At 65.6% G+C, this 21574-nt stretch carries 20 protein-coding genes; 10 read left to right on the forward strand and 10 right to left on the reverse strand.

Going from position 1 to position 21574, the window contains the following annotated elements:
* Positions 1 to 2: 2 nt before the first annotated feature.
* From ACRVY7_RS08565 to ACRVY7_RS08575, 3 genes are all read right to left on the reverse strand, one after another.
* On the reverse strand, positions 3 to 767 hold the full coding sequence (locus ACRVY7_RS08565; protein ID WP_005204758.1) for an MlaE family ABC transporter permease: 765 nt from the start codon (positions 765 to 767) through the stop codon (positions 3 to 5).
* 60 nt (positions 768 to 827) lie between these two features.
* A complete protein-coding gene (locus ACRVY7_RS08570) occupies positions 828 to 1718 on the reverse strand; it encodes a 3-oxoacyl-ACP reductase (RefSeq protein WP_431816731.1) in 891 nt (296 codons plus the stop codon).
* A gap of 85 nt (positions 1719 to 1803) precedes the next feature.
* Positions 1804 to 1992 carry a ferredoxin gene (locus ACRVY7_RS08575; RefSeq protein WP_005204755.1) on the reverse strand — a complete coding sequence of 63 codons (189 nt, stop codon included), beginning with the start codon at positions 1990 to 1992 and terminating at the stop codon, positions 1804 to 1806.
* A gap of 107 nt (positions 1993 to 2099) precedes the next feature.
* Between ACRVY7_RS08575 and ACRVY7_RS08580 the strand changes: the two genes are divergently transcribed.
* The 3 genes from ACRVY7_RS08580 to ACRVY7_RS08590 all read left to right on the forward strand — a co-directional run bounded on the left by ACRVY7_RS08580 (position 2100) and on the right by ACRVY7_RS08590 (position 6128).
* On the forward strand, positions 2100 to 3302 hold the full coding sequence (locus ACRVY7_RS08580) for an acyl-CoA dehydrogenase family protein (RefSeq protein ID WP_005204753.1): 1203 nt from the start codon (positions 2100 to 2102) through the stop codon (positions 3300 to 3302).
* A gap of 149 nt (positions 3303 to 3451) precedes the next feature.
* Positions 3452 to 4618: an acyl-CoA dehydrogenase family protein gene (locus tag ACRVY7_RS08585; protein WP_431816732.1), complete on the forward strand. Its 1167-nt coding sequence runs from the start codon at positions 3452 to 3454 to the stop codon at positions 4616 to 4618.
* A 13-nt stretch (positions 4619 to 4631) separates the two neighbouring features.
* Positions 4632 to 6128 carry a long-chain-fatty-acid--CoA ligase gene (locus ACRVY7_RS08590; protein ID WP_431816733.1) on the forward strand — a complete coding sequence of 499 codons (1497 nt, stop codon included), beginning with the start codon at positions 4632 to 4634 and terminating at the stop codon, positions 6126 to 6128.
* 62 nt (positions 6129 to 6190) lie between these two features.
* Here ACRVY7_RS08590 and ACRVY7_RS08595 read toward each other — a convergent pair whose 3' ends face one another.
* Both ACRVY7_RS08595 and ACRVY7_RS08600 read right to left on the reverse strand, forming a co-directional pair.
* Complete coding sequence (locus ACRVY7_RS08595) at positions 6191 to 7321, reverse strand: NAD(P)H-dependent flavin oxidoreductase (RefSeq protein WP_431817058.1); 1131 nt, start codon at positions 7319 to 7321, stop codon at positions 6191 to 6193.
* Between the two features lie 19 nt (positions 7322 to 7340).
* Positions 7341 to 8987: an acyl-CoA synthetase gene (locus ACRVY7_RS08600; protein WP_431816734.1), complete on the reverse strand. Its 1647-nt coding sequence runs from the start codon at positions 8985 to 8987 to the stop codon at positions 7341 to 7343.
* Between the two features lie 77 nt (positions 8988 to 9064).
* Here ACRVY7_RS08600 and ACRVY7_RS08605 point away from each other — a divergent pair, with 77 nt between their 5' ends.
* On the forward strand, positions 9065 to 9847 hold the full coding sequence (locus tag ACRVY7_RS08605) for a crotonase/enoyl-CoA hydratase family protein (RefSeq protein ID WP_431816735.1): 783 nt from the start codon (positions 9065 to 9067) through the stop codon (positions 9845 to 9847).
* Between the two features lie 84 nt (positions 9848 to 9931).
* Positions 9932 to 11383, forward strand: a complete 1452-nt coding sequence (locus ACRVY7_RS08610) for a cytochrome P450 (protein WP_431816736.1) — start codon at positions 9932 to 9934, stop codon at positions 11381 to 11383.
* A gap of 7 nt (positions 11384 to 11390) precedes the next feature.
* On the opposite strand, the gene ACRVY7_RS08615 is transcribed toward ACRVY7_RS08610, so the two are convergent.
* On the reverse strand, positions 11391 to 12428 hold the full coding sequence (locus ACRVY7_RS08615) for an LLM class F420-dependent oxidoreductase (protein ID WP_431816737.1): 1038 nt from the start codon (positions 12426 to 12428) through the stop codon (positions 11391 to 11393).
* A gap of 140 nt (positions 12429 to 12568) precedes the next feature.
* Here ACRVY7_RS08615 and ACRVY7_RS08620 point away from each other — a divergent pair, with 140 nt between their 5' ends.
* Genes ACRVY7_RS08620 through ACRVY7_RS08630 form a run of 3 tightly spaced genes read left to right on the forward strand, consistent with a single transcriptional unit; the run spans position 12569 to position 15836 of the window.
* Positions 12569 to 13549 (forward strand): Zn-ribbon domain-containing OB-fold protein, encoded by a 981-nt coding sequence (locus ACRVY7_RS08620; protein ID WP_431817059.1) that lies wholly within the window; start codon positions 12569 to 12571, stop codon positions 13547 to 13549.
* 29 nt (positions 13550 to 13578) lie between these two features.
* Positions 13579 to 14658 (forward strand): thiolase family protein, encoded by a 1080-nt coding sequence (locus ACRVY7_RS08625; protein ID WP_431816738.1) that lies wholly within the window; start codon positions 13579 to 13581, stop codon positions 14656 to 14658.
* The gene (locus ACRVY7_RS08630; protein ID WP_431816739.1) at positions 14658 to 15836 is read left to right on the forward strand and encodes a thiolase domain-containing protein; all 1179 of its coding nucleotides are present in this window, start codon (positions 14658 to 14660) and stop codon (positions 15834 to 15836) included. Before ACRVY7_RS08625 ends, ACRVY7_RS08630 begins: the two co-directional genes overlap by 1 nt.
* 327 nt (positions 15837 to 16163) lie before the next feature.
* Here ACRVY7_RS08630 and ACRVY7_RS08635 read toward each other — a convergent pair whose 3' ends face one another.
* The 3 genes from ACRVY7_RS08635 to ACRVY7_RS08645 all read right to left on the reverse strand — a co-directional run bounded on the left by ACRVY7_RS08635 (position 16164) and on the right by ACRVY7_RS08645 (position 19013).
* Entirely contained in the window at positions 16164 to 17114 is a 951-nt protein-coding gene (locus ACRVY7_RS08635) for a type IV toxin-antitoxin system AbiEi family antitoxin (RefSeq protein ID WP_431816740.1), read from the reverse strand.
* A 141-nt stretch (positions 17115 to 17255) separates the two neighbouring features.
* On the reverse strand, positions 17256 to 17717 hold the full coding sequence (locus ACRVY7_RS08640) for a nuclear transport factor 2 family protein (protein ID WP_049699901.1): 462 nt from the start codon (positions 17715 to 17717) through the stop codon (positions 17256 to 17258).
* Positions 17718 to 17720: 3 nt separating this feature from the next.
* Positions 17721 to 19013 (reverse strand): cytochrome P450, encoded by a 1293-nt coding sequence (locus ACRVY7_RS08645; RefSeq protein WP_431816741.1) that lies wholly within the window; start codon positions 19011 to 19013, stop codon positions 17721 to 17723.
* 250 nt (positions 19014 to 19263) lie between these two features.
* Between ACRVY7_RS08645 and ACRVY7_RS08650 the strand changes: the two genes are divergently transcribed.
* Entirely contained in the window at positions 19264 to 20427 is a 1164-nt protein-coding gene (locus tag ACRVY7_RS08650) for a steroid 3-ketoacyl-CoA thiolase (protein WP_431816742.1), read from the forward strand.
* A 17-nt stretch (positions 20428 to 20444) separates the two neighbouring features.
* Positions 20445 to 20924 carry a nitroreductase family deazaflavin-dependent oxidoreductase gene (locus tag ACRVY7_RS08655; protein ID WP_431816743.1) on the forward strand — a complete coding sequence of 160 codons (480 nt, stop codon included), beginning with the start codon at positions 20445 to 20447 and terminating at the stop codon, positions 20922 to 20924.
* Between the two features lies 1 nt (position 20925).
* Here the strand turns inward: ACRVY7_RS08655 and ACRVY7_RS08660 are convergent, their stop codons facing one another.
* Positions 20926 to 21555 carry a TetR/AcrR family transcriptional regulator gene (locus ACRVY7_RS08660; protein ID WP_431816744.1) on the reverse strand — a complete coding sequence of 210 codons (630 nt, stop codon included), beginning with the start codon at positions 21553 to 21555 and terminating at the stop codon, positions 20926 to 20928.
* Between the last annotated feature and the right edge of the window lie 19 nt (positions 21556 to 21574).

Genomic DNA, 21574 nt, shown 5'->3' on the forward strand with positions numbered 1-21574 from the left:
TCTCAGCCCGCCGTCGCCTTCACGCCGACCGCGGTCACCACGACGTTGACGACGAACAGCGCCATGAAGGAGTAGACGACGGTCTCGTTCACCGCGTCGCCGACGCCTTTGGCCCCACCCTTGACGTTGAGTCCCTGATAGCAGCCGACCAATCCCGCGAACAGCCCGAACAGCGCCGCTTTGACCATCGAGATCATCAGTTCGCCGAAGCCGGTGAGCAGCGTGAGGCTGGCGAGGAACGCACCCGGATTGACGTCCTGCAGATAGACCGAGAACAAGAATCCGCCGCCGATACCGATCGTGCACACAAGGCTGTTGAGCAACAGCGCCACGCCGGTCGAGGCGATCACGCGGGGAACCACCAGTCGGTGCACCGGGTTGATCCCGAGCACCTCCATCGCGTCGATTTCCTCGCGGATCGTCCGTGCGCCGAGGTCGGCGCAGATTGCCGTGGCGCCCGCTCCGGCGACGATGAGCACCGTGACGATGGGACCGATCTGAGTGATCGTGCCGAGAGCTGCGCCTGCTCCCGACAGGTCTTGCGCACCGATCTCGCGAAGCAGGATGTTGAGCGTGAAGCTGACGAGCACGGTGAAGGGGATCGCCACGAGCAGCGTCGGCATCATCGAAACACGCGCGATCGCCCACGATTGCTCGACCGTCTCCCGCCACTGAAAAGGACGATGAAACAGCTCGCGGAATGAATCGACACCTAGGGCAACGAAGTCGCCGACCTGTTCCAGCGGCGCGTCAAGCCTGCGCGACAAACGTCTGCTCCTCTTCCCCGGTTTCCAAGCAACCTAGCACGCAAAACACACAGAAGTGGGTCAGTTGACCAGCCCACGCGCCGTGAAGGTTTTCGACGGATCGCGCTCGGCAAAATACGACGTGAGCGTCTTAGCGAGATCGTCGGAATCCCAGGTGCCACTCTCGGCCTCGAAGACCTCGTCGACGGTCGGCGCGGCCATCAGGGTAACGCGCGGACCATAGACGACGAAGACCTGTCCGGTCACGTCGTCGGAGTCGGGCGACGCCAGAAAATTCACGAGCCGCACGACGTGCTCGGGCGACAGCGGGTCGACGCCATCGGCGGGTGCATCACCGAATACCGCGGCGGTCATCGCAGTCCGTGCGCGCGGGCAGATCGCGTTCGCACGCACGCCGTAGCGCTTGAGCGCGCGCGACGAGGAGAGGGTGAGCGCGGTGATCCCGGCCTTGGCCGCGGCGTAGTTCGCCTGCCCCTCGGGGCCGAGCAGACCGGCTTCCGACGAGGTGTTGATCAGGCGCCCGTAGACGGGTCCGCCCGCCTTCTTCGACTCGTTACGCCAGTAGGCGCCCGCATTGCGGTTGAGCAGGAAGTGTCCCCGGAGATGGACCCGGATCACCAGATCCCACTCGTCGTCGGTCATGTTGAACAGCATCTTGTCGCGGACGACGCCCGCGTTGCTGACCACGACGTCGAGTCGGCCGAGGTCTTCGGTGGCAACACGCATGATCTCGGCCGCGACGCCGGAGTCGGAGATGTCGCCTGCGACGGGCACCGCTCGGCCACCAGCGCCGGTGATGGCCTCGATCGTGTCGCTGGCGTCGAGCGCGTTCGCGAGGTCGTTGACGATCACCGTCGCACCCGCCTTGGCGAGACCGATCGCCTCGGCCCTGCCGAGACCAGCACCGGCGCCAGTGACCACGGCGACCCGATCGTCAAGAGACTGCACCATCACGAACCCCTCTCGATTACTAGAACCTGTTCTAACATGCGCGCCCTGCGCGCCGGAACAGAACCCCCGAAACCACTCGTCGAATTCACTCGAGCCGCAGTGCCGACTTAGGGCATCCGGCCACTGCCCGACGCACCTCGTCGACCTTCTCATCGGGCACCTCATCAGACAGAATCACCAGGTAGTCGTCGTCATCGAGGTCGAAGAACTCGGGTGCGAATCCGACGCACACACCGTTGGCCTCACATAGGTCGAAATCCGCCTTGATTCGCATCAGTACCCCTCTTCGTTGTCAGGTCCGCTGGTTGACGGCTGGGTGGATACAGGTTAGAACGTGTTTCAGAAGTTGGCGAGTACCCACCGAAAGCACAGGGGTCGAACATGCGCATCGCGTACACAGAGCAACAGGCCGATCTCCGTCGCGAGCTGCGGTCGTATTTCGCGGGACTGATGACCGACGAACGACGCGCCGCACTCACGGGCGGTGACGGCGAACTCGGTGAGGGCGACGCGTACCGCGACGTCGTGGCGCAGATGGGCTCCGACGGCTGGCTCGCGCTCGGCTGGCCGACCGAGTTCGGCGGCCAGAACCGTTCGATGATGGACCAGTTGATCTTCACCGACGAGGCCGCGATCGCGGGCGCGCCCGTCCCGTTCCTGACCATCAACTCGGTTGCGCCGACGATCATGAACTACGGCACCGACGAGCAGAAGGCCTTCTTCCTGCCCAAGATCGCGGCAGGCGAACTGCACTTCTCGATCGGATACTCCGAGCCGGAGGCTGGCACCGATCTCGCGGCCCTACGCACGACCGCCGTGCGCGACGGCGATGAGTACGTGATCAACGGACAGAAGATGTGGACGTCGCTGGTCGCATACGCCGACTACATCTGGCTCGCGTGCCGCACCGACCCGTCGACCCTCGAGCCCGGCGGAAAGAAACACAAGGGCATCTCGATGCTCATCGTCCCGACCGACAGCGCCGGATTCGACTACACGCCGGTCCACACGATGTCGGGCGTCGACACGTCGGCCACCTACTACTCCGACGTCCGGGTACCGGTGAGCGCGCGAGTCGGCGAAGAGGGCGGCGGCTGGCCGCTGGTGACCAATCAGCTCAACCACGAGCGGGTCGCGCTCTGCAGCGCCGCCCCCGTACAGACCGCGCTTCGCGAAACCGTCGCCTGGGCACAGCAACACAAGACCGGCGACGGCCAGCGCGTCATCGACGCACCGTGGGTGCGCACAAACCTCGCGCGGGTACACGCGAAGGTCGAGTACCTGAAGCTGATCAACTGGAAGATCGCCTCCGCGGCGGCCTCCGGCGGATCACCGAGTCCTGCCGACGCCTCGGCCACCAAGGTCTTCGGCACCGAATTCTCCACCGAGGCTTACCGTTTGCTGATGGAGGTCGTCGGCCCTGCCGCGACGCTGAGGCAGGACTCACCCGGCGCCCAACTCCACGGCCGACTCGAGCGCTACCAGCGGACGTCGCTAATCCTTACCTTCGGCGGCGGCACCAACGAGATCCAGCGCGACATCATCGGCATGCTGGCCCTCGGCCTGCCGCCCGCCCGCCGCTAATCGACCCGCCGACCGAGCTTCCGTCCGATGATCGAGCTTGTCGAGATCACCCCGCCGACCGAGCTTGTCGAGATCACCGCCCGCTGATCGAACTTCAATCCCGCTGATCGAGCTTGTCGAGATCACCCACCCACCGAGGAGCACCCGCCATGGACTTCACTCTCCCCGAGACCGCAACGGCGGTGCGCGATCTCGCCGCCGATATCGCGACCAAGATCAGCACCGACGAACGCGTCGCGGCGCTCGAAGCCTCGTCGGCGCCGCTCGACGACCAGCTCTGGCGTGAGCTCGCGGCCGCAGGCCTGCTCGCCCTCGAACTCCCCGAAACCCTCGCGGGCGACGTCGCAGGCGAACTCTCGACCGTGGAGAACACCGCCGTCGCAGAGCAACTCGGCACGCACCTAGCCCGCGTCCCCTTCGGACAGCACGCCATCGCGGCCGGCCCGATCCTCGCCCGACACGCCACCACGACCCTCGCAAAAGACCTACTACCCCGCCTCGCCGACGGCACACTCATCGCAACAGCCGCAGTCGAAGAAGATCTCGGCGACGACGCGCTCTCGCCCACAACGACTCTGACCAAAACCGACGCCGGATACGTGTTGCGCGGCAGCAAGATCAACGTCGGCTACGCCGCGGCAGCCGGAGTGCTGTTGGTCACCGCCAGCGATGCCGACTCGCTCGCCGTCGCGGTCGTCGACGCCTCCGCCACCGGCATCACGATCACCGAAACCCGCACAACCGGACTCACCCCGACCTATCACGTCGAATTCTCCGACGTCGCACTCGAGGACGCCCATGTCCTGCACGGCGTCGAGGTCGTATCCGATCTCGTCGATCGCCTCACCCTTGCGGTCTGTGCCGAGCAGTCCGGTGTGCTCGCCGCCGCGCTGGACGCCACCGCACGCTACGCCCGCGAGCGTGAGCAATTCGGGCGACCGATCGGCTCCTTCCAGGCCGTCGCGCAGCGCCTCGCGGACGGCTACATCGACGTCTCGGCGCTGTCGCTGACCACCACCCAGGCCTCGTGGCTCCTCGCGCGGTCCGACGTCGGTTCATCCAACGACCCCGAACACCCTGAAACCACCGGCAGCGCAGACACTTCCGCCGCAATCGCAACCGCAAAGTTCTGGGCAGCGGAGTCCGGGCATCGAGTTGCGCACACGGCCGTCCACGTCCACGGCGGCGTCGGCTTGGACACGAGCCATCCCACGCATCGATACTTCCTGCGCGCCAAGCAGAACGAGTTCACCCTCGGATCTGCAAGCACGGCGCTCCGACGGCTCGGCGACGCGCTCGCGGCCGAGCCTGCATGACGATCACACCGTCGTGACCGTCACCGATCTCCTGTCGAAACTGGCAGACGTCACCGACCGCGGACTCCACGTCGACGACGAATTCGTCACGTGGAGTGAGCATCTGCGCCGCTCGGCGCAACGCGCAGCTACGGTCACCGATCTGCTGACCGACGGCCGACCGCCCCACGTCGGCGTGCTGATGAGCAACGTCGCGGAGTTCAGCTACCTGATCGCTGCGGCGGCGCTCGGCGAGTTCGTCGTCGTCGGACTCAACACCACTCGACGCGGCGCCGCCCTCGCCGCCGACATCGCTACAGCCGACTGCGATCTGGTACTCACCAACTCCGACACCCGCCACCTCCTCGGCGACGTCGACGTCGGCGCGCGAACAATCGACGTCGACTCAGACGAGTGGCCGAAACTACTTGCACCCCATGTCGATACACTCGTCGAGTTCCCCGATTGCGCCGACGACGATCTCCTGATGCTCATCTTCACCTCCGGTACCACCGGCGAGCCGAAGGCGGTTCGCTGCACACATCGCACCTTCGCCGCAAGCGGCACGATGCTCGCCGAACGTTTCGGCATCGGCCCCACCGACAACATCTACCTCTCGATGCCGATGTTCCACTCCAACGCCACCATCGCCGGCTGGTCGGTCGCGGTGGCGGGCGCAGCGTCGATCACGTTGCGGCGCAGGTTCTCTGCGAGTGCCTTCCTGCCCGACGTTCGCCGCTACGGCATCACCTACGCCAACTACGTCGGCAAGCCACTCAACTACATCCTGACGACACCCGAGAAACCTGACGACGCCGAGAACCCACTGCGGATCGTCTACGGCAACGAGGCGTCGGCACGCGATCGACGACGCTTCACCACCCGATTCGGCTGCAGCGTCGTCGACGGTTTCGGTTCCACCGAGGGAGGTGTCGCCATCACCCGAACTCCCGATACTCCCGACGACGCACTCGGACCCCTGCGCTCGCCAACAGCCGTCGTCGAACCGGAAACCGGGGACCCGGCACCGCCGGGTGAAGTCGGTGAGATCGTGAACACCTCTGGCCCAGGACTTTTCAGCGGCTACTACGGCGACGACGCCGCGACTGCGGAGCGCATGCGTGGCGGGATCTATCACACCGGCGACCTCGGCTGGGTCGACGACGCAGGCTACATACACTTCGCCGGTCGCCTCGGCGAGTGGATGCGCGTCGACGGCGAGAACCTCGGCGCCGGCCCGATCGAGCGAATCCTACTGCGCCACCACCGAATCGAACAGGTCGCCGTGTACGGAGTGCCCGTCGAGATCGGCGACGAGATCGAAGCAGTCCTGGTTGCTCCAACCCTCGAACCATCAGAGTTCAGCGACTTCCTCGCTGCCCAGAGCGACCTGGGCCCCAAACAGTGGCCCCACCGCGTGCGCATCGTCGACGAACTACCCGAGACGGCAACATTCAAGACGCTTAAACGCACTCTCCGCCAATCCGACTCACCTGCAACCTGGACCCGCCACGGCCGCACGTACGCCTGACCACCCACCCCGCTGCCGACCAACCCCGATCGCCGCCCGCCCGACACCAGACCCCGACCCACCTACTCCAGCGTCTTCCCGAGCCGAGCGGCGGATTCCTGGTACTCGCTGACCAGGTCGGCGATCAGTTCGGCGACGGGGGTGATCGAGTTCAGCCGGCCGACGATCTGGCCCGCGGGCATCGCGACGACGCCGGCGTCGTCCGCCTGCGAGATCCGCGCGTGCGCCTCCCCCACGAGCAGATTCTGCAGCGGCATCGGTAGCGGCTCCGGAGCGCCGGGAGCATCCCACGCGTCGGTCCACTTCGTCTTCAACAGCCGGGCGGGCTTGCCCGAGTAGATCCGACGACGCACCGTGTCTCTCGACGACGCCGCGAGCAGCGCCTTCTGCACCGTCGACGGCCCGTCGCCGGTGGCACCGAGTCGGTACTCGGCAGCGGTCAGCCAGTACGTGCCCATCCACACACCCTGTGCGCCAAGGGCTATCGCCGCCGCCATCTGCCGACCACTGCCGACGCCGCCCGCTGCCAACACAGGTGCGCGATCGCCGACGGCGTCGACGAGTTCGGGCCAGAGCACCATCGACGTCACCTCGCCGGTGTGCCCGCCACCCTCGTAGCCCTGTGCGATCACGATGTCGACGCCGGCCTCGATATGATGCAGCGCATGGTCTTTCGCGCCCGCAAGCGCTGCGACCTGCACACCATTGTCGTGCGCGACGCCGATCACATCCGGCGGCGGTGAACCCAGCGCGTTCGCGATCAGCTTGATCTGTCCGTACTTTCGGGCGTGCGCCATCGCGACGTCGACGTGCGAACGCGCCACCGAGTGCAGCCAGCCGAGCACCCCGGCATCCACCCGGTTGCCGTCCGGCAGCGGCGGCACCCCGAGGTCGTCGAGGGTACGTTCCACGAATGCCCGATGCTCGGGCGGAATCATCGACTCCAGGTCGACCTTGCTTCCCTCCGTGGGGATCTTGGCAGGCATCACGACGTCGACACCGAACGGCTTGCCGTCGGTGTTCTCGTGCATCCACTCCAACACCTCGTCGAGCTCCGACGCCTCGTTGAAGCGAACGCATCCGAGAACACCCATTCCGCCGGCGCGACTAATGGCGGCCGCGACCTCCTGACTCGGCGTGAAGCCGAAGATCGGATAGTCGATACCAAACCTCTCGGTCAGTTCCGTGCGAATCACTCTCTCGCCCATATCTTTATGCCCTTCCACTGACGGCCTGCACCGTCGCGTCGGCCGGTCGTGTCTCGGTGATTTCCCTGCCCCATCGGTAATTCGGCTTACCCGCAGGCGACCGCTTGATCTCGTCGACATACCACACACTGCGAGGACACTTGTATCCCGCAACCTGTTCGCGCACAACGGTGTTCAGGTCTTCTAGCGTCGGCCTCGCACCGTCACGTGTAGCGATGACTGCCGCGACGCGCTCGCCGTACCGTTCGTCGGGAATGCCGACGACGACGGTGTCGAACACATCCGGATGCGCCTTGAGTGCCGCTTCGACCTCTTCGGGAAAGACCTTCTCGCCACCGGTGTTGATCGACTGCGATCCACGACCCATCATCGTGATCGACCCGTCGGCTTCGACAGTCGCCAGATCACCAGGGATCGAGTAGCGAATCCCGTTGAACTCCTTGAAGGTTCGTTCGGTCTTTGCCGGGTCGTTGTAGTAGCGCAGCGGAATGTTGCCGGAACGAGCCAGGATTCCCACCTCGCCCGAACCCGGTTCCACGGGCGTTCCGTCCTCCCGCAGCACCACAGCAGCCTTGTCGGCGGTCACCCGCGGAGCACCCGTGTGCGACTGCCCCTTCTGCGCCGCCGACATCCCGCTGAAACCCGTTTCCGACGACCCGATCGCGTCGATCACGAGCAGGTTCGGCAACAGATCGAGGTACTCGTCCTTGACACTCGCAGAGAAGAGCGCGGCCGACGATGCAAGTGACACAACCGAACTGGTGTCGTATGTCCGCCCATCGGGATGTCCCGCACGCAACGCGTCGACCATCGGGCGCGCCATCGCATCTCCGGTGATCATCACGACGTTGACCTTGTGCCGCTCGATGATCTGCCAGGTGCGGTGCGCGCCGAACTCCGGGTAGATCACGGCCTTGCCGCCGACGAATAGCTCCTGGAACACGGCCCACTGCGACCCGCCGTGGATGAATGGCGGGATCGGGAAACGCACCAATTGACCGCCCGCTGCACCGTCGCGAGCCTGCTGCCACTCGTCGGACACACGCTCACCGGTGTAGAAGCTGATTCCCCCGCCGAGAACACGCCAGATATCCTCCTGGCGCCAGACGACGCCCTTCGGGAACCCCGTCGTGCCGCCGGTGTAGAGCATGTACAGGTCGTCGTCGCTGCGCGGCTCGAAGTCACGGTCGACGCTCCCCCTGGCAATGGCGTCCGCATACGCAATCGCGTCGTCGGGAGCAGGTTCATCGCTGCCGTCTTCGACGACGATCACGTGCGCCAGTTCAGGCGCTTTTGGTAACACGTTCCGCACGCGGTCGCCGTATTGCCGCTCGTAGATCAACACTTTCATGTCGGAGTCGGTGACGATGTGCTCGAGTTCTGCCGCGACGTACCGATAGTTGACGTTGATCATCACCGCGCGGACCTTGAAGATCGCCAGCATCGCGACGACGCACTCGAGTGTGTTCCTGCTGTACAGACCGACCGAATCGGTCGGCCGGACGCCGAGCACGATCAGTTCGTGCGCGAGCGCGTTAGCCTCTCGCTCCAGCTCGGCATACGTCATCGACCGGTCGTCTGTTTCCAGCGCGGTCCGGTCGGGCATCAGGTCGACGGCGTGCTCGATCAGGTCAGCGATATGGAAGGCCATGACGACAAAATTAGAACGTGTTACTGTTTTCGGCAAGGCCTGTTCGGCTACCGATCACCAGCCACCAAGGAGTACCGATGCCGGAGTGCCTCGTCGAGAAGCGCGGCCACGTTCTCATCGTCACCATGAACCGACCGGAGGCGCGTAACGCGCTGTCGACGGAGATGATGGCGATCATGGAGGAGGCCTGGGATCAGGTCGACGCCGATCCCGACATCCGTGTCGCCATCCTGACCGGCGCAGGCGGATACTTCTGCGCGGGCGCCGACCTCAAGTCGATGAACGCCAAGCCTGCGGGCGACAAGTTCGCCGCAGGCGACTGGGACCTCACCCGGATGCCCGCACTCCTCAAGGGCCGTCGACTCACCAAACCGCTCATCGCAGCCGTGGAGGGACCCGCGATCGCCGGGGGCACCGAGATCCTGCAGGGCACCGACATCCGAGTCGCGGGCGAGAGCGCGAAGTTCGGTGTGTCCGAGGCCAAATGGGGTCTGTTCCCCCTCGGCGGCAGCGCCGTACGGCTCGTTCGTCAGATCCCGTACACGATCGCCGCCGACATCCTGCTCACCGGCCGCCACATCACCGCATCCGAAGCCAAGGAGTACGGCCTGATCGGCCACGTCGTACCGGACGGTTCGGCGCTCGACAAAGCGTTGGAGATCGCCGACGTCATCGCCGCCAACGGCCCCCTCGCGGTACAGGCGATCCTCAAGACCATCCGCGACACCGAGGGGATGCACGAGGAGGACGCGTTCAAGATCGACGCCGACCTCGGGATGCGCGTCTTCATGAGCAAAGACGCCAAAGTCGGCCCACGGGCATTCACCAACAAGGAGAAGCCCGTCTTCACCGGCGAGTGACCACTGGTGAACACCACCGAGTGACCACCCGCCCCCGAGTGACCACTCGTTGACAGGCCAACCGGAAGGCGGCAGGGTCGGAGCATGGCGCGGCTGCACATCAACAACGACTGGTCAGGTCAACGATTTCCGAGTCCCGGGCGTCGAAAGCCACTGATCGGCGATCTCGGCGTCGCCGATCCCCGCCATCCGTTGCTGAGCATGCTGACCCTCGGCGCCAACCTCGGCCCGATCTACGAGATGCAGGTCTTCCGCCAGAAGTTCGTCTTCATCGCCTCGGCCGAACTCACCGCCGAACTCTGCGACGAATCGCAGTTCTGCAAGGCACTTCCGCCCGCGATCGAGGCGCTACGCGACTACGCGGGCGACGGCCTGTTCACGGCCCGCAACGACGAGTCCAATTGGCAACTGGCACATGACCTTCTCATGCCCGCGTTCACCAAGTCGGCCATGCGCTCCTATCACCCGATCATGCTGCAGACGGCCAACGAATTGTTCGACTACTGGGACGCACTACCGACCGACCCCGCCGGCACCACCACCGTCGACGTCACGCGTGACATGACGAAGCTGACCATGGAAACGTTGAGCCGCACCGCATTCAGCCACGACTTCGGGTCCTTCACCTCCGCAGAGCAGCACCCGTTCGTCAGCGCCATGATCCGCGCGCTCGAAACCGGTCGACGCAAGGGAGCACTGCGCACCGCGCCCGGCGGACGCTACCTCACCGCCCTGCTCGACCGCCGCAACGCGCAGGCACAGAACTACGTCGACGACCTGCTCGACGACCTCATCGCCGAACGCGAACACACCACCGACCAGCACGACCTGCTCGGGATCATGCTCAACGTCGCACATCCCGAGACCGGAGAACGCCTGTCACCGTTGAACATCCGACACCAGATCCTCACCTTCCTCGTCGCGGGACACGAAACCACCTCGGGCGCTTTGTCGTTCGCGCTGTACTACCTGTCACAGCACCCAGAGTGCCTGGAACAGGCGCAACGCGAGGCCGACGACGCACTCGGCGACGAGCCGACGGCGATGCCGACTTTCGAGCAGGTGCCACGCATGCGCTACATCCGGCGCGCACTCGACGAGGCATTACGCATCTGGCCGACGGTGCCCGCATTCGCACGCAGCCCACGATCGACGACGATGCTCGGCGGGCGGTACCGCATGACACCCGAAGACTGGGCGGTCATCATCCTCGCCCAGGTCCACCGCGATCCCGCGGTCTGGGACGATCCCGATTCCTATGACCCAGACCGCTTCCTCCCCGAGAACATCAAGAAGCGTCCGGCGCACACCTACAAACCGTTCGGCAACGGCGTACGCGCCTGCATCGGAAGACAATTCGCGCTCCACGAGTCGGTACTCGTCCTCGCGAGCCTGCTCCATCGATACGACGTCGCACCCGATCCCGACTATGAACTTCGCGTCGACGAGCGACTCACCATGGTGCCCAAAGACTTCTACGTCTCGCTGACACCGCGCAGAGTGCCCGCCCGGTTGTCGGAACAGCCGGTCGGCTGACGGCCGCTCACACCAGCGTCGCGAGCTCGCGGATCGTTGCGACGTCGCGCGTGGTCACCATCAGCATCGAGACACCCGCCGACTCCCACTGCTTGATCTGCTCGCGCACCTCGTCGGCGGTACCGACGATCATCGTCTCGCGCACCATCTCGTCGGGCACCGCTGCGAGCGCCTCCTCCTTGCGACCCGCGAGGAACAACCTGCCGATCTCGTCGACCACGTCGCCGTACCCCATCCTGCGGTACAGCTCGGCGTGAAAGTTCTTCTCCTTGGCGCCCATCCCGCCCACGTACAGCGCGGTGGCGGGCCGATACGCGTCGACGGCGGCGGCGACGTCGTCGGTGATCACCACCTGCACGGTCGCTGCGACCTCGAAGTCGTCGCGTGTCCGACGCGCACCCGGGCGCGCGAATCCCTCGGCGAGCCACGCTTCGTACTGATCCGCGAGCGACAGGCTGTAGAAGATCGCAAGCCAGCCGTCGGCGATCTCCGCGGTCTGTGCGACGTTCTTCGGTCCCTCCGCGCCCAACCAGATCGGTATGTCGGCGCGTAGCGGATGGGTGATCGGCTTGAGCGATTTGCCCAGTCCCGTCGCACCGGGTGCGTCGGCCGGATACGGCAGCGGGTAGTGCGGTCCCGCGCTGCGCACTCGGTCGGCGCGAGACAGAACGTCGCGCACGATCTGCACGTATTCCCTTGTGCGAGCCAGTGGTTTGCCGAACGGCTGCCCGTACCACCCTTCGACGACCTGAGGTCCAGACACCCCCAGCCCGATGATGTGTCTGCCGCCCGAGAGGTGGTCGAGGGTCAGCGCATGCATCGCGAGCGACGTCGGCGGTCGTGCCGACAACTGCGCAACCGCGGTGCCGAGCCGAATCCTCGACGTCGCCGCGCCCCACCAGGCCAGCGGGGTGTAGGCGTCCGACCCCCACGACTCAGCGGTGAACACGGCGTCGAATCCCGACTCCTCGGCCGCGGCGATGAGCTCCGGGGCGTCGACGATGGGATCCGCTCCCCAATATCCCAGTTGCAGCGCAAGTTTCACGACCTCGACCTCTCCACGTCGGCACCACGAAGACAACCGTCATCACGGCCTTGTGCCCCAATACTAGAACGTGTTCTACTCGAAGTGTGAGCAGCATCGACACATCTCCGGCCGCGACGACCGCCAGCCCCGTCGCCGTGGTGCCCGATCCCGAGACCGCCATCCTGACCGCTGAGCTGAGCAACACGTTCAGCTACACGCGTTCGCTCGGACCGGTGTTGAGCCGGTTCGCATTCGGGCTACGCGACGGCCACATCGTCGGATCGCGGTCGGCCGACGGAACCGTGTCGGTACCGCCGATCGAATACGACGCCGCGTCGGGCGCACCGATCACCGACATCGTCGATGTCGCCTCCGTCGGCACGGTCGTCACGTGGTCGTGGAATCCCGACCACATCGACGGCCAGCCGTTCGACGCACCGTTCGCATGGGCGCTGATCCGACTCGACGGCGCTGACACCGCGTTGCTGCACGCGGTCAAGGTCGACGGGCCGGCAGACATGGAAACGGGTATGCGGGTACATGCGGTCTGGCGCGCGGCACGCAGCGGACGCATCGACGACATCGCCTACTTCGCACCCGGCGACTCCGCTGAGCAGGCCGAGCCGAACACCGCCGAGAACCCCGACGACGAGAACGTCATCATCACCACCCCGATCACGACGAGCATCATTCACTCCGCGACCGAAGAGGAATCGCGCTATCTCGAAGGCCTCAAGGCGGGCAAGCTGATCGGGACGCGTATCGGCTCAGGAGTCGACGCCGGGCGCGTCTACTTCCCGCCACGCTCGGTGAGTCCCGCCGACGGTGCGCCCGCCGTCGAACACGTCGAACTCCCCGACACCGGAACCGTCACGACGTTCTGCATCGTCAACGTGCCCTTCCAGGGGCAGCGGATCAAGCCCCCCTACGTCGCGGCGTACGTGCTGCTCGACGGCTCCGACATCCCATTCCTGCACCTCATCCTCGACGCTGCCGCCGACGAGGTCCGCATGGGCATGCGGGTGCAGGCGGTCTGGGTTCCCGACGACGAGCGCGAGCTGTCGATGGGATCGATCAGCCATTTCCGCCCCACCGGCGAACCCGACGCCGAGTACGACACTTACCGCGAGTTCCTCTGACCCGCGATCCCCATCTCTAGGAGAAGCACGTGACACTCCCCCGCATCGCGATCGTCGGGTTCGCCCACAGCCCCAACATCGTCGGCACACACGGCACCACCAACGGTGTCGAAATGCTGATCCCCTGCTTTGACAAGCTCTACGCCGAACTCGGCATCTCCCGCACCGACATCGAGTTCTGGTGCAGCGGATCGTCGGACTATCTTGCCGGACGGGCCTTCTCGTTCATCTCGGCGATCGACTCGATCGGAGCGATGCCGCCGATCAACGAATCCCACGTCGAGATGGACGGCGCGTGGGCGCTGTACGAGGCGTGGGTGAAGATCGCGAGCGGCGAGGTCGACCTCGCCCTTGCCTACGGCTTCGGCAAATCCTCTGCGGGAGATAGCAATCGCACGCTGTCGATGCAGACCGACCCCTACACGGTGGCCCCACTCTGGCCGGGCGACCGCGCTCTCGCCGGACTGCAGGCCCGCGCGGGTCTCGACGGGGGTACGTGGACCGAAACCGACATGGCCGCAGTGGCAGCACGCACGACCGGGGCGTCGACCGACGACCTGCTCGCGACCGATTACGTCGCCAATCCCCTTCGTGCACATGACATAGCGCCGTTCACCGACGCCGCCGCGGCCGTGATCATCGCCAGTGAGCGCCGCGCCCGCGAGCTCGTCGCCAATCCCGCATTCGTCACCGGATGGGACCACCGGATCGACAGCGCCAACTTCGGTGCACGTGATCTGACGGTCTCGCCGTCGACGACACTGGCCGCCGACACCGCGTTCGGCGATCGCACCCGCGCCGTCGACGTCGCCGAGATCGCCGCCCCGTACACACACCAGGAGATCATCGTCCGCAACGCGCTCGGCCTGCCCGACTCCGTGCGGATCAATCCGTCCGGCGGCCTGCTCACGGGCAATTCGTTGTTCAGCGGCGGACTGCAGCGCATCGGCTACGCGTCGCACGCCATTCTGACCGGCGAGGCACAGACCGCGGTGGCGCACGCGACGAGCGGCCCTCTGCTGCAACAGAACATGGTGGTCACGCTGCAGGGTGACTCGAACAGCGGTGATTCGACGAGCGGCGACTCGATTGTGGGAGACGACAACTGATGGCACACAACAACCGTGCGGCGGTCCTGGGCACCGGGCAGACCAAGTACGTCGCCAAGCGGCACGACGTCACGATGGCAGGTATGTGCCGTGAGGCGATGGACGCGGCCCTCGCCGACGCCGGGGTGAGCATCGACGAGATCGACGCGATCGTCATCGGTAAGGCACCGGATCTCTTCGAGGGTTCGATGATGCCCGAGCTGGCCATGGCCGATGCCCTTGGCGCCGTCGGCAAACGACTGATCCGCGTGCACACCGCAGGCTCCGTCGGCGGCTCGACGGCCAACGTCGCGGCGTCGTTGGTGTTCGCGGGCGTCCACAAGCGTGTGCTCGCGATCGCGTGGGAGAAGCAGTCGGAGTCGAATGCCATGTGGGCGTTGTCGCTTCCGGTTCCCTTCACCAAGCCGGTCGGCGCGGGAGCGGGCGGATTCTTCGCCCCGCACGTGCGCTCCTACATCCGGCAGTCGGGCGCGCCCGAGCACATCGGCGCGATGGTCGCCACCAAGGATCGACGCAACGGCGCGCGAAACCCGTTGGCCCACCTACACCAACCCGACATCACTGTCGAGAGTGTGATGGCGTCGCAGATGCTCTGGGACCCGATCCGCTACGACGAGACATGCCCATCGTCCGACGGCGCGTGCGCAGTTGTCATCGGCGACGAGCAGGTCGCCGACGCCGCGGTCACCGACGGCCGCCCGGTCGCCTGGGTCCACGCCACCGCGATGCGGACCGAACCGCTGTTCTTCGCGCACCGCAACACCGTCAACCCCCAGGCCAGCCGCGACGCCGCAGCAGCACTGTGGAAGTCCGCGGGCATCGACAATCCCATCGACGAGGTCGACGTCGCCGAGGTCTACGTCCCGTTCTCGTGGTTCGAGCCCATGTGGCTCGAGAGCCTCGGCTTCGCCCCCGAGGGCGAGGGCTGGAAGCTCACCGAAGCCGGCGAGACCGAGATCGGCGGCCGCATCCCGTTCAACCCGTCGGGCGGCGTGCTGTCGTCGAACCCGATCGGGGCGTCGGGCATGATCCGCTTCGCCGAGGCCGCGATCCAGGTGATGGGCAAGGCGGGCGACCACCAGGTTGCCGACGCCCGCAAAGCCCTCGGCCACGCCTACGGCGGCGGGGCGCAGTACTACTCGATGTGGCTCGTCGGCGCCGACAAGCCGTCGAACTAGCTGGGCCGCACCAGCCTGGCGCGCAGCTACCTCATCTGTGCACAGCTACCTTCTGCACCGCCGAAGGTAGCTGCACACAGATCAGGTGGCTGTGCTGAGAGCTGAACGGAGAACGACCCGGCGCCGCCCTTACGCCGCACGCCGCCCGAGCATGCCCAACACCCGACCACTGGCCGACAAGCCGTCGAACTAGTCGGGCCGCACACCAGCTGGTCCAAGAGACTCAGCCCACAGCTACCTCATCTGTGCACAGCTACCTTCTGCACCGCCCAAGGTGGCTGCAGGTAGATCAGGTAGCTGTGCCGAGAGTTGCATCGAGAGTCGCCCTCACGCCGCGCGCCGCCCGAGCATGCCCAGCACCCGACGCGCCAGGACCGCAGGCTCGTCGACGTCGCGCCAGCCCCACCGCAACAAGGCGTGTCCGGTCTCGACGATCCCGTCACCGCGCGACTTCTCGGCGAGTAGTGCACGTCGGGTCTCGTCGGGATCGTCGCCGTACTTCTTGTTGCCGTCAGCCTCGCCGCACAGCCGCGCATCGCGCCAGTACAGATCGACGCGCGCGAGGAAGTTCCCGTGCGCGTCATAGATGTTCACCTGCAGCTCCGGTTCCGGGACGCCTGCGTCGACCAGTTCGACGCGGCTGCGCGTCTCGAGCACCGACTCCGTCCTACTGTCGCACCGACCAATCGCGCGGATCGCCGCGGCACGCCCCCGCATCCCCGCAAGCAGGTCCAGCTCATTCTGCAGATCGTCGACGGTGCACAGTCCCGCGTGCAGCGCGGCGTCGCCCACCGCGATCGCTGGTATCCGTGCGCCGGTGCGCGCGATGTCGACCACCGTACGGGCAGGCGACACCACCAGCACACCGTCGACCTCGACGAGGGCTGGTGGTCGGGTGTCGGTGATCAACCTCGTGCGCGATGTGGTGCGCGTGCCGGGCGTGCGCCCGCTGTCTGCGATCGACACCCGCGAGGTGTCCAACCCCCAAACAGGTAAGCCGAGCACCGCGGCGGCCGACGAAAGTGCCAGCGCACGAGTGTGTTTGGCAGCCCGCGCCTCCGGCGTGCGGGCGTCGCGTCGTATCGCGGCAAGCGCTCGCTGGCGGTGCCTCTCCTCAGGAGTGTCTTCTGCCAGCAGATCGCGGGGAATCACCACTCCCGGCGCCAGCGACACGAGGGTTCCGACGTCGAGCGCCAGCCGTATCTCACGGTCGACGTAACCCGCCGCGAGGAGCTCGGCGCGATTGACCGCGCCCGTGACGCCATGGAAGTGGACCATGCACGTTGTGACGCACGCAGCGTCGAATCGGTTCCATGAAAAGTCCGCACCTCATCTGTCACGCCTCACCTTCGGCAGTGCCGAAGGTGAAGTGCCACAGACGAGGTGCGGATTTCGACGTCAGACCAAGAAAGGCCAGAATCAGGCCGGCCGGACCGAGTTGATCGTCTTCTCGACCTCCCAGAACGCGCGCAACGCCGACAGCTTCCCCTCGTCGTCGGCCCGATAGGTGAACACGCCGTGCGCCTCCGACACGTGGCCCGCGATGTGGGTCACGATCTTCCCGACGTACGCGACCTCGTTGCCGCAGATGATCTCGTCGTCGAAGACGAAGTCGATACTCTCGGTTGTCGCAATCGACAGATCCCAGAACTGCGAGATACGCTCTCGCCCTTGGAATCCGACCCCTCGTTCATCGAACATCGACGGCCCGACCGGGTCCTCGACCTTCGCGTCGGCCGCGAAATTGTCGAGCCAGGCCTCCTTGTCACGAGCCGCGACCGCCTCCCGCGATCGACGGCCCGCCACCACTGCGGGATTGTTCTCCCTATCGATGCCCAGATATGCGGGTTGACTCGAATCCTGTTGGGCTGCACTGGTCATCGGTCACCGAGTCCCGTAGTCGACCTGGAGTTCCTTCACGCCGTTGATCCAGCCGTGCCGGAGTCGACGCGGCTCGTCCAGCCGCGAGATGTCGGGCACGAGGTCGGCGATCGCGTTGAACATCAGGTTGATCTCCATGCGGGCGAGGTTCGCGCCGACGCAGAAGTGCGCTCCGTTGCCGCCGAATCCGACGTGCGGGTTGGGGTCGCGCAGGATGTTGAACGAGAACGGATCGTCGAACACGTCCTCGTCGTAATTGGCTGAGCCGTAGAACAATCCGACGCGCTGCCCCTGCTTGATGTCGACGCCGCCGACCTGCGTGTCGCGCTTGGCGGTGCGCTGGAAGCAGTTCACGGGCGTCGCCCAGCGCACGATCTCATCGACCGCCGTTGCGGGACGTTCCTTCTTGAACAACTCCCACTGGTCGGGATGCTCCAGGAAGGCGTTCATGCCGTGGCTGATCGCGTTGCGCGTGGTCTCGTTGCCCGCGACGGTGAGCAGGATGAAGAAGAATCCGAACTCGGCCTCATCGAGGTGCTGCCCGTCGATATCGGCATTGACCAGCGTGCTGACGATGTCGTCGACGGGACACTTTCGACGCTCCTCCGCCATGTTGTAGCCATAGCCGAGGATCTCTGCCGACGCCATCTGCGGATCGACGCCTGCGAACTCGGGATCGTCGTAGTTCATCATGCCGTTCGACCAGTCGAACAGCTTCTTGCGATCCGACTCCGGGACACCGAGCAGATCGGCGATCGCCAGCAGCGGGAGGTCGACGGCCACGTCGTGGACGAAGTCGCCGGTTCCCCGGTCGGCCGCCTGGCGCACGATGGTGCGTGCGGCGTCGTCGAGCTTCTCCTCGAGCGCCTGTACGGCACGGGGCGTGAACGCCTTCGAGATCACCTTGCGCAGGCGGGTGTGCTCCGGCGGGTCGTGATTGATCAGCAGTGCCTTGGTGACGTCGAGCTGGTCTTGAGGCATCTCATCGTCGAAGCGCATGATGACGCCATTGGTCGACGTTGCCCAGTCCTCGTTGTTCTTCGAGATCTCGCGAACGTGCGCGTGCTTTGAGACAACCCAGTACCCACCGTCGTGGAAACCGCCACCCTTACCCGGGAGCTGGGCATTCCACCAGACGGGAGCGGTCTTGCGCAGAGCCGCGAACTCGGCGACCGGGATACCCTTCTCGAGCAGGTCGGGACTGGTGAAATCCCATCCCTCCTGATGCATGAACGGGCATGATGATGCTGGTGAGGATGACGTCTGGTCGGCCCCCACGCCGTCGGTCTGGATCACGTGAAATACCACCCTGTTCTCAATGTTTGCAACCGAGACGCGAACGTGTTCACGTCTCACTGACGCTCACTGTACACACAGTATCGCACCAAAACAGGAACTCGTTCTACTTTTCTGCGGCCGCAATGGACAGGAACAGGAACATGTTCTACTTTCGTGCCAGAGCAGTAGATCTGTGCCAGTGCAGTCCGCGCGCAACGGGGCTGCGCGGAGAAGTAGCAGAAAAGTAGAAGCCCGAAAGGTGACGGACATGGGTGTGCCGGTAATCGTCGAAGCAGTGCGAACCCCCATCGGCAAGCGGGCGGGCTGGCTCTCCGGTCTACACGCGGAAGAACTACTCGGCCTCACGCAGCGCGGCTTGATCGAGAAGGCGGGTATCGACGCATCGCTGGTCGAGCAGGCCATCGGCGGATGTGTCACCCAGGCAGGGGCGCAGGCCGGCAACATCACGCGCAAGGCATGGCTGTCGGCCGGACTTCCCGAGCAAACCGGCGCGACGACCATCGACTGCCAGTGCGGCTCGGCGCAACAGGCAAACAACCTGATCGCCGGGCTGATCGCCGCAGACGTGATCGACGTCGGCATCGCGTGCGGCGTCGAGCTCATGACGCACACACCCCTCGGGTCCAACGTCGGAGTCGACGCCGGTCCGTACCACGCGGAATCCTGGAACGTCGAGATGCCCAACCAGTTCGAAGCGGCGGAGCGTATCGCGGCACGCCGCGGTATCACCCGCGCCGACGTCGACGAACTCGGTGTGCGCAGCCAGCAACGCGCACGTCAGGCGTGGGACGAGCACCGGTTCGACCGTGAAGTGTTGAGCCTCAAGGCTCCTGAGCGCACCAAAGAGGGCGTGGTGACCGGCAACATCATCGACGTCACACGCGATCAGGGACTTCGCGACACCACACCCGAATCGCTTGCGGCACTCAAGCCGGTCATCGACGGCGGCATCCACACCGCGGGGACGTCGTCGCAGATCTCCGACGGCGCTGCCGCCGTCCTGCTGATGGACGAGACCAGAGCGCGCGAGCTCGGACTCCGCCCGCGAGCACGACTGCGGGCGGCCGCCCTCGTCGGTTCAGAACCGTACTACCACCTCGACGGCCCGGTCCAAGCCACCGAACGGGTGTTGGCCAAGGCGGGAATGTCGTTGTCCGACATCGACATCGTCGAGATCAACGAGGCATTCGCGTCGGTTGTCCTCAGTTGGGCTCGCGTGCACGGCGCCGACATGGACAAGGTGAACGTCAACGGCGGCGCTATCGCCCTCGGACATCCGGTCGGCAGTACGGGTTCGCGGTTGCTCACCACCGCACTCCACGAACTCGAACGGCGCGACGCGCAGACCGCTCTGGTCACCATGTGCGCGGGCGGCGCACTGGCAACCGGCACCGTCCTCGAGCGCATCTGAGAGCCACGGGAGAGCGCATGAAGGCCGAAAACCGTCCCACACAACTCGATTCACCGATCGTGTCGAAAGTGATCAAACTCGGCTCACGCCTCAACACCGCACTGTACAAACGCAGCGGAGGTCGGCTCGGCCGCACCTGGCGGGTCGGCTCGGCGATGCGCAACCCCGTCGACGTATGTCTGCTGACCACGATCGGCCGCAAGTCCGGCCAACCCCGCACCGTGCCGCTCCTCTATCTGCGCGACGGCGACACGATCGTCGTCGTCGCCTCGCAGGGCGGCTTACCGTCGAACCCGGCGTGGTACCTCAACCTGCGCAGCAACCCCGACGTGTCGATCCAGATCGGTTCGCAGACAGGAGAATACACGGCACATACGGCGAACGAACAGGAGCGCGAACGACTCTGGCCTCGCCTGGTGGAGCTGTACGCCGACTTCGACACCTACAAGGCGTGGACCGAGCGCACCATCCCGGTGGTGATCTGCACACCACGCTGAGTCAGCTGCGATCACCCGGCACGGCTGCGCCCGTCGGCAACGCGCGGATCGCCGCACCCGCCCACGCATCGAGGAATGCGCGACGCTGCGCACCCGAACGTGCCGTGCTGTGGTCGATCATCATGGACTGCAGTGTGCGCAAGACGATTTCGACGATGATGTCCATCTCGGCCGGCCCGTATCCGCGTGCAGCCCAGTCGACATCCATGCGCTCGACCATCGAACGTGCGAATGCCTGACCGGCCTCCGACGTCACCCCCTCCACCGCGAACAGACTCACATTGTCTGCCGCGAACAGAAGGCCGACGTAGCGGTCGTCTGGCAGCTCTTGAAGTACGACGTCGATCCCCTCGACGACCGCGACGTCGGGCTCACGAATACCACTGATAAGCAGCGCGATTCGCTCGAGGAATGCACCGACGGCGTCGAGAGCGGTTGCCCGGAGCAGCGCCTCGGTGCTGGGGAAGTATCGATACACCGTCTGGCGAGTGACCCCGAGAGTGCGCGCGACGTCGCTGATCGTCGTCGCTACGCCGTGTTCGTCGATCGCCGACCGTGCGGCCGCAAGGATGCGCGCCGTCGCTTCGGCGTCGTCGACCGGGACACTACCGGCCCAGCCGTGTGTACGCATTGCTCGCGATCACCTCCCG

The sequence above is a fragment of the Gordonia jacobaea genome (assembly GCF_965344965.1).
Classification (GTDB): domain Bacteria; phylum Actinomycetota; class Actinomycetes; order Mycobacteriales; family Mycobacteriaceae; genus Gordonia; species Gordonia jacobaea.